Consider the following 7,326-nt stretch of genomic DNA (forward strand, 5'->3'; position numbering starts at 1 on the left):
GCTGCGGGGATCGCGGATGCGTGACCGGGGACCACCTTCCAATCCGGGGCCTTGCGGTACCCGGGCGGACTGCTTCCTCGCCCGGGCGATCCTGATGGCGTCTCGCTCCTTACCTTCGGTTACTCGGTTGTATTGCTGGATAACGCGGGTACTGCTCGCGACCCCTTCGGGATCGCGTCCTGCTTGACCTGCATGCGCGGCAGTCCCTGTCTGCCGCGCCCACTTCGACTTCCTGAGTACAGGAGTAATAGTAGCCCTATCGATGACCAATGTCTATCTCAGCCATGACAGATTTTCTCCATCGCGCCTGAAAGAGTGCTTCGCCGCAGGTTGCGACTTCGGGCTACGATCACGATGTTCACGTGACCGCTCCGCCCCCCGCACGGCCGGCAGCTGGTCGGCGGGGAGTTCTGCCGGTTCGTGCGCCCTGACGGGAACGGCGCGGACCTGACGCACAACGCAATGGTGCCCCTGGACCGTGACGAACTCCTCCACATGCCCGGCCTGCGGCAGGCCACGTCCTCTCCGGCGACAGAATGGCGCGCGGCCTTGAAGATCGGGGTGCGAGGGCGGCCGGCGCGGTGGGCCTGGCTGTCGTGGCAGGATGCAGTGCCACCCGGCTCAGTCAGGGGGCGTAGCACAGCGCGGGCGCCCGGCATGAGTGCGGCAATGGCGTCGACAAACAGTCGTTCCGTCCAGCCCTCCCACAGGTCCTCGCCACTCAGGTCCTGGCGCCCCGGCCGGGCCTCCAGGCCGGGGGCTTCGGGCAAGCTGCCCGCAGTGGGGGCAGGGCTGAAGCCAGGCCTTCACAGCACCGTCGCAAGCGCTGTGCCACGACAGTGCCCACGCCCCGCTCAATGCCACACCAGCGACGACCTCGCAGCCTGGCAAGCCGTCACTGCCCCCACCCACTGACACCGACCTGGCACATCACATCCAACAGAGACCCGGACGGGCGATGTGGTGACTTGGGTTGACGGGCGTCCGGCCTGCGGGGCCCACGGACCAGCGGGCTGCCGCGGGTCCGTCTTGTCGCATGGTCGGTGGCCAGGTTGAAAGGGGTCACTGGATCGGTGTGTCGGGCGGGGGGAGTCGGATGGTGCGCTCGCGGTCGACGGAGTTGACGCCGTCGATTGCCTCCAGGGCCGGTATCCGGTCCTCCGAGACGGTGCCGGAGAGGGTGCCGAGGAGCGGCTGCTCGCCCGTGACCGTCAGCCCGGCCCGCCGCAGGGCCTCGATCACGTCCGCGAACCGGTCGGGGTCGACCGCCAGGATGACCCCGACCGGTTCGGACTGGGACGACTCGCTCACGGGGCCTGGAGCAGACCGGCGCCTACGTCCCTGACGGGCTGCGTCAGCGGGAACGCGCCGGACTTCAGAGCGGCCATGAGATCGTCCGCAGAAGCGTTCGGGTTCGCCTGGGCGAGCAGCGCGATGACACCCGCCACGTGCGGCGTGGCCATGCTGGTGCCGCTCAGGTTCTGGTACCCGCCACCAGGGGCGGCCGAGCGCACGTCCCTGCCGGGCGCGGCGATGTTGATCTCGCCGCCCTGGCCGTTGATGCCGCCGTTGGAGAAGAACGACGTCGTGAGCGCCTTGTCGAGCGAGGCCACCGCGAGGATCGAGGGACAGTTGGCGGGCCGGCTGACCGGCTGGATGCTCGGGGGCCGCTGGCTGTCGTTGCCCGCAGCGGCGACGATGACCGTCCCGCGGCTGAGCGCGCGGAGGGCCAGCTGCTCGTACGTCTGCGGGAACAGCTCACCCGGTCGGACCCACGCGCCGAGCGACATGGAGATCACCCGCGCGCCGTGGGCGACGGCCCAGGCCATGCCCGCCAGGATCTGGCCGTCGGTTCCGCTGCCCGCGTTGCTGAGCACCTTCGCCGCGAGGATCCGGGCCTCGCAGGCCACGCCGTAGCGGGGCCCCTGCTGGGGGTGAGCCGGACCGGCGACGGTGCCGATGCAGTGCGTGCCGTGGCCGTTGCCGTCCTCGACGGTCTGGCCAGGCACGAAGGAGGCCGTCGCCTCGATGCGCCCGGCCAGGTCCGGGTGGTCGGTGTCCACGCCGGTGTCGAGGACGGCGATCTTTACGTCGCGTCCGGTCAAGGTGGACAGGTTGGCCCTAATCGCCTGCAGGCCCCAGGTCCACCTCTGCTCGTCCCAGGCCGGGCCATGGGCAGCGGCCATTTCGGCCGTGGTGTGGCGGGTGACCACATCCTCGTCGCTGCGGTAGGCCGGGAAGAACTCGGTCGGCGCCTGCTGCGGAGTGATGACCGGCGAGGCGTAGACCATGCGCTCAGGCTCCGCCGCGATGATCGAGGACTCCGCCTCGGCCGTGGTCACCAGCGCGTGGCGCTGGTCGGGCCGCACCTCGACGACGGCGGCACCGAGCTCCTCGAAGTGCACTGAGACGTCGGGACGCTCGAGGAGTTCGGCGACGTTCGCGGTCTCGGTTCCCCGGACACGTTCGACAGACGCTATGTCGGCGGAGGAACGCAGTGCGTTCAGTCCGGCCTCCTGGTTGCTCGGGTCGAGCAGGACCACGTACCGACCGGTGTACTCCGTGCCCAGGCCCGTGACGTGGCCATTGGGCCGTTCGGGGTGCCCGCCGAAGGAGGGCCTGTCCATGGGTCCGTTCGCCATTGAATTTCCCGCTTTCTGTGCGCTTCCCCCGGTTTCTGGACGCGCGCCGCATCACGGTGTGTCGGGTACCGAGGATGGTGGGCCGCAGCTCTTTCCGCGTACGACGCGTACTGCCGTCACCTGCAAGATTGTCCTTGCCAGGCCGACAGCCCGCCCCCCTCGAACACGGTCGCATTGGCCCCAGAGGCCCGCAACACAGCCGCGCCGCCGGTGGAAGAGCCCCCAAGCATCCGAAGTGGGTCACGATTCAGGTGGCGCCCATCGAAAGCGCAGTGGTCGATGGGGAGTTGGTGGTCGTGCAGGCCCGCGCAGCGTTGGAGCGGGCCGCATCTCCCGCCTGCGGGACGGTGCCGGGCCGGGTGCACGGCCGATACGTGCGCTGCCTTGCCGATCTCGCAGTCGCCGTTCGCCCTGTGTTGATCGAGTTACAGGTCCGGCGATTCCGCTGCCGTCACCGCGCCTGCCGACAGGCCACGTTCGCCGAGCAGGTCGACGGACTCACCTTCCGGCACAGGGGCGAAGCACCGGGCTGCAGACAGTGCTGCAACAGGCAGCGGCGATGCCGGCTGGCCGAGCCGGCGGCCCCCGTTTGGCCAACAAGCTCGCTCAGTCCTCGATCACCAGCCCCTTCGCCGCGAGAAGCGGCGCGAGACCGCACACCTCGGTGACGGTCCTGCCCGCCCGGTACGCGGCGATGTACCCCGCCTCGGCGTTGACGCGTTCCTTCGACGCGGCGGCCACCTGTGCGGCGTCCTCACGGCGGACCACCACCACGCCGTCGGCGTCGGCCCGCACCACGTCACCGGGGCGGACGAGCACACCGCCGACGGTGACCGGCTCGCACATCGGTCCGACGGTCTCCTTGACCGTGCCCTTGATGCAGACGCTGCGCGAGAAGACCGGGAACCCCAGGGCGCGCAGGTCCTCGGTGTCGCGGACACCGGTGTCGGTGACCAGGCCGCCGAGCCCCTTGGCCTGGCAGGCGTTGGCGAGGACGTCCCCGAAGGAGCCCGCCTCCTCGTAGGCGCCGGCGGACACGACGATGACGTCCCCGGGGCGGGCGTAGGCGATGGCTGTCTGGAGCATCAGGTTGTCGCGCGGTGCGCACTGGACCGGGAAGGCGGGACCGCACAGCGACATACGGTGGTCGACCGGCTTGATGGCCGAGTCCAGCGCGCCGAGTCGGCCCTGGGCCTCGTGGATGGTGGCCGAGGAGAAGGCACGCAGCTGCTCGACGACGACGGCGTCCGGCCGCTCGAACTTCGTGCTGACGCTGATCATGACGACCTTTCAGGGAGAGGGTACGGGCGACAGCTCGGCGCAGGCGGCCGCGATGCGACCGCACGCCTCGGTGAGGACGTCCGTCGAGGTGGCGAACGAGATGCGGAAGTAGCCGGGTGCGCCGTAGGCGGTTCCGTGGATGACCGCCACCTGCCGGCTGTCGAGGAGGTGGCGGGCGAAGTCCTCGTCGTTGCGTATCGGGCTGCCGGACGGGGTGAACCGCCCGATCATGGCCCGGCAGTCGACCAACAGGTAGAAGCCCCCGTCGGGGACCGTGCAGCTGAGTCCGGGGACGTCGTTGACGAGCTTCACCGTGGCGTCGCGGCGTTGGCGGTAGACGCGCACGGTGTCCCGGACGAAGTCCTGCGGGCCGGTGAGCGCGGCGGCAGCGGCGGCCTGGCTCACGGAGGAGGGGCAGGAGGAGGTCTGGGACTGGAGGGTGTTGATGGCGGTCACCAGGTCGGCCGGGCCGACGCCGTACCCGATGCGCCACCCGGTCATCGCGTACGTCTTGGAGACGCCGTTGGTGAGGAACACCCGTCCGGCCAGGCGGGGTTCGAGGGCCGTCAGGGTCGGGGGCGGCTCCTCGCCGTACCAGATCTCGTCGTAGATCTCGTCGGTGAGGACGCCCACCCTCGGATGGTCCAGCAACACCTCGGCGAGGGCGCGCAGTTCGGCGCTGGTGTAGGCGGATCCGGTTGGATTGCCGGGGGTGTTGAGCACCACCCAGCGCGTGCGCTCGGTGATCGCCGCCGCGAGCCGTTCGGGGGTCAGCTTGAAGCCGTCCGACGCGGGGCAGTCGACGACGACCGGGGTGCCGTCGTTCGCGCGGACCATGTCCGGGTACGACACCCAGTACGGGGCGGGGACGATCACCTCGTCGCCTTCGTCCAAGGTGGCCGCCAGGGCGAGGAAGATGACCTGCTTGGCCCCTCCCCCGACGGTGATCTGGGCGTCGGTGCACTCCAGGCCGTGGCGTGCGCGGAGTTTCGCGGCGATGGCGGCGCGCAGCCGCGGGGTGCCGTTCACGGGGGTGTACTTTGTCTCGCCCGCCTCGATCGCCTCGATCGCGGCGGCCTTGACGTGACCGGGGGTGTCGAAGTCGGGCTCGCCCACGGTCAGGTCGTGGATGGTCAGGCCCTGGCTCTTGAGTTCGCGTACGCGTTGGGCCGCCGCCGTGCTCGGCGAGGGGTTGATACGGCGGACGCGCCGGGCGGTGTCCATCGGATCAGCCCTCCCGGCGCTCGAAGTTGAGGCCGCCGGGGACCTGGAAGGTGGGCAGGATCTCGATGTGGCCGATGTTGACGTGCCGGGGTGAGTCGACGGCGAACTCGATGGAGTCGGCGATGTCCTCGGGCTTGAGGGACTCGTAGCCGTCGTAGAACTGCCGCTGCGCCTCCTCCATGTCGCCGAGGAGCCGGCCGAAGATCTCCGTCTCCACGCGCCCGGGGCAGACCTCGGTGACGCGGACCCGGCGGCCGTAGCCGTCCACCCGCAACTGGCGGGAGAGGGTGTGCACGGCCGCCTTGGTGGCGTGGTAAACGGTGTTGCCGCCGAAGTTGTAGACGCCGGCGATGGAGCTGATGTTGACGATGTGGCCCAGGTCGCGCTCCACCATGCCGGGCATGAGCAGGCGTACCAGGTGCAGGACGGCCTGGATGTTGACGGCGATCTGCTCGTCGACGGCGAACTCGTCGGCGGTCAGGATGTTGCCGGTGCGCGAGACCCCCGCGTTGTTGACGAGGACGTCGATCTCCAGGCCGGCCACCGCGGCGGTGAGCGCCTCGGTGTCGGTGATGTCGACGGCGTGCGGGACGCAGCCGGTGGCGCGGGCGAGGGCGTCGAGCCGTTCGGCGTTGCGCGCCACGGCGTGGACCTCCAGGCCGCGCTTGGCGAGTCGCTCGACGACCACGGCGCCGATGCCGGTGGAGGCTCCGGTGACGAGAGCCGTCCTGTAGTCGGACAGGGGCATGCTGATGGGCTCCTTCGTGTGCGGGTGCGGGTGGTCGTCAGGCGTCGCGCAGGGGCAGGTGGGCGCGGTCCTGGATCCGGGAGACGGCGATGAGGGTGCCCAGCGCGGTGAGGGCGGCGTAGAAGGCCGGCACGTTGACATTGCCGGTGCGGCCGATGAGGTAGGTCATCAGCAGGGGTGCGGTGCCGCCGAAGAGGGCGGCGGAGACGTTGTAGCCCAGGCCGTAGGCGGAATAGCGGACGCGGGTGGGGAAGAGTTCGACGAGCAGGATGTGGATGACACCGGTGTGCCCGGCGAACACGACGGCCATGACGCAGGCGCCGAGCGCGGCGAGGGCGACGTCGCCGGTGCCGATCAGCAGGTAGCAGGGGACGCAGACCACGGCCATGGCGATCGCGGCGCCCGCGATGACCTTCTTGCGGCCGATCCGGTCGGACAGGCGGCCCATGTAGGGGATGGCGAGACAGATCGCGACCAGGCTGGACGCGGTGACGAGGAGGCCCTGGACCTTGGTGAAGTGCAGCTCGGTGCTCATGAAGGTGGGCATGTAGCTGAACAGGACGTAGTACCCGGAGCCGTTCATCAGGGGGATGAACAGAGCCAGCAGCATGGCGCGGCGGTGCTCGGCGGAGGTGAATGCCTCCTTCAGGGGGTTCCTGGACAGACCGCCCTCTTCCCGCAGCCTGGTGAAGTTGGGCGTGTCGGTGATCCGTCGGCGGATGTAGAGGCCGGTGACGCCCAGCGGGACGGCGAGCAGGAACGGGATGCGCCAGCCCCAGGACTCCATGCGTTCGGCGCCCAGTCCGCTGGTCATCGCGGCGGCGATCAGGGTGCCGGTGAGCAGGGAGAGGAACGAGGCGATCTGGGCGTAGCTGGTGTAGAGGCCGCGCTTGCCCTCCGGGGCGTGCTCGGCGAGGAAGCTCATGGCGCCGGAAGCTTCGCCGCCGACGGAGAAGCCCTGCGCGACGCGCAGCAGGATCAGCAGGGCGGGAGCGGCGATGCCGATGCTCGCGTAGGAGGGCAGGAGGCCGATGGCGGCGGTGGCGGTGCTGATGAGGAGGATGACGAAGACCAGCATCCGCTGGCGCCCGATGCGGTCGCCGAGGTGGCCGCAGATGATGCCGCCGAGGGGGCGGAAGAAGAACGAGACGGCGTAGCCGAGGAAGACGAACTGGACGGCGGTGGCGTTGTCCGCGTTGGGGAAGAAGACGGCGGCCAGTGTGCCGGCCATGAAGCCGAAGATGCCGTTGTCGTAGAGCTCGGCGAAGATGCCGACGCAACCGGCGAGGGTGATCTTGCGGGCTGTTCTCGGGTCGACGGTGTTGGGTACGGGCTGAGCGGCGACGGTACTCATGGCTCTCCTGTCTGGGAGCAGGCGGGATTGCGGGGCGTTCGGCTCCATGCGGGCGGGCTGAGGGGACGGCGGCCGGG

Annotated in this window: 7 protein-coding genes; 1 reads left to right on the forward strand and 6 read right to left on the reverse strand. The window is 69.9% G+C overall.

Features of this window, described 5'->3' with window-relative positions; translation table 11 throughout:
* Positions 1–1,062: 1,062 nt before the first annotated feature.
* Positions 1,063–1,311 (reverse strand): hypothetical protein, encoded by a 249-nt coding sequence (locus tag GRC12_RS39675; protein ID WP_208785314.1) that lies wholly within the window; start codon positions 1,309–1,311, stop codon positions 1,063–1,065.
* Positions 1,308–2,642, reverse strand: coding sequence for a S8 family peptidase (locus GRC12_RS39680; protein WP_208785315.1), 1,335 nt, complete (start codon positions 2,640–2,642; stop codon positions 1,308–1,310). The genes GRC12_RS39675 and GRC12_RS39680 overlap by 4 nt, the downstream gene beginning before the upstream one ends.
* 74 nt (positions 2,643–2,716) lie before the next feature.
* On the opposite strand from GRC12_RS39680, the gene GRC12_RS47005 reads away from it, so the two are divergent.
* The gene (locus GRC12_RS47005) at positions 2,717–3,310 is read left to right on the forward strand and encodes a transposase family protein (protein ID WP_368861621.1); all 594 of its coding nucleotides are present in this window, start codon (positions 2,717–2,719) and stop codon (positions 3,308–3,310) included.
* Here GRC12_RS47005 and GRC12_RS39690 read toward each other — a convergent pair.
* Genes GRC12_RS39690 through GRC12_RS39705 form a run of 4 tightly spaced genes read right to left on the reverse strand, consistent with a single transcriptional unit; the run spans position 3,249 to position 7,249 of the window.
* Complete coding sequence (locus GRC12_RS39690) at positions 3,249–3,923, reverse strand: 4-carboxy-4-hydroxy-2-oxoadipate aldolase/oxaloacetate decarboxylase (RefSeq protein ID WP_208785317.1); 675 nt, start codon at positions 3,921–3,923, stop codon at positions 3,249–3,251. The genes GRC12_RS47005 and GRC12_RS39690 overlap by 62 nt on opposite strands.
* A gap of 9 nt (positions 3,924–3,932) precedes the next feature.
* Positions 3,933–5,147, reverse strand: a complete 1,215-nt coding sequence (locus GRC12_RS39695) for an aspartate transaminase (RefSeq protein ID WP_208785318.1) — start codon at positions 5,145–5,147, stop codon at positions 3,933–3,935.
* Positions 5,148–5,151: 4 nt separating this feature from the next.
* A complete protein-coding gene (locus tag GRC12_RS39700) occupies positions 5,152–5,895 on the reverse strand; it encodes an SDR family oxidoreductase (protein WP_208785319.1) in 744 nt (247 codons plus the stop codon).
* Positions 5,896–5,932: 37 nt separating this feature from the next.
* Positions 5,933–7,249 (reverse strand): MFS transporter, encoded by a 1,317-nt coding sequence (locus tag GRC12_RS39705; RefSeq protein WP_208785320.1) that lies wholly within the window; start codon positions 7,247–7,249, stop codon positions 5,933–5,935.
* Between the last annotated feature and the right edge of the window lie 77 nt (positions 7,250–7,326).

Origin of the sequence: Streptomyces griseorubiginosus (assembly GCF_017614965.1) — a bacterium.
Lineage (GTDB): Bacteria > Actinomycetota > Actinomycetes > Streptomycetales > Streptomycetaceae > Streptomyces > Streptomyces griseorubiginosus_B.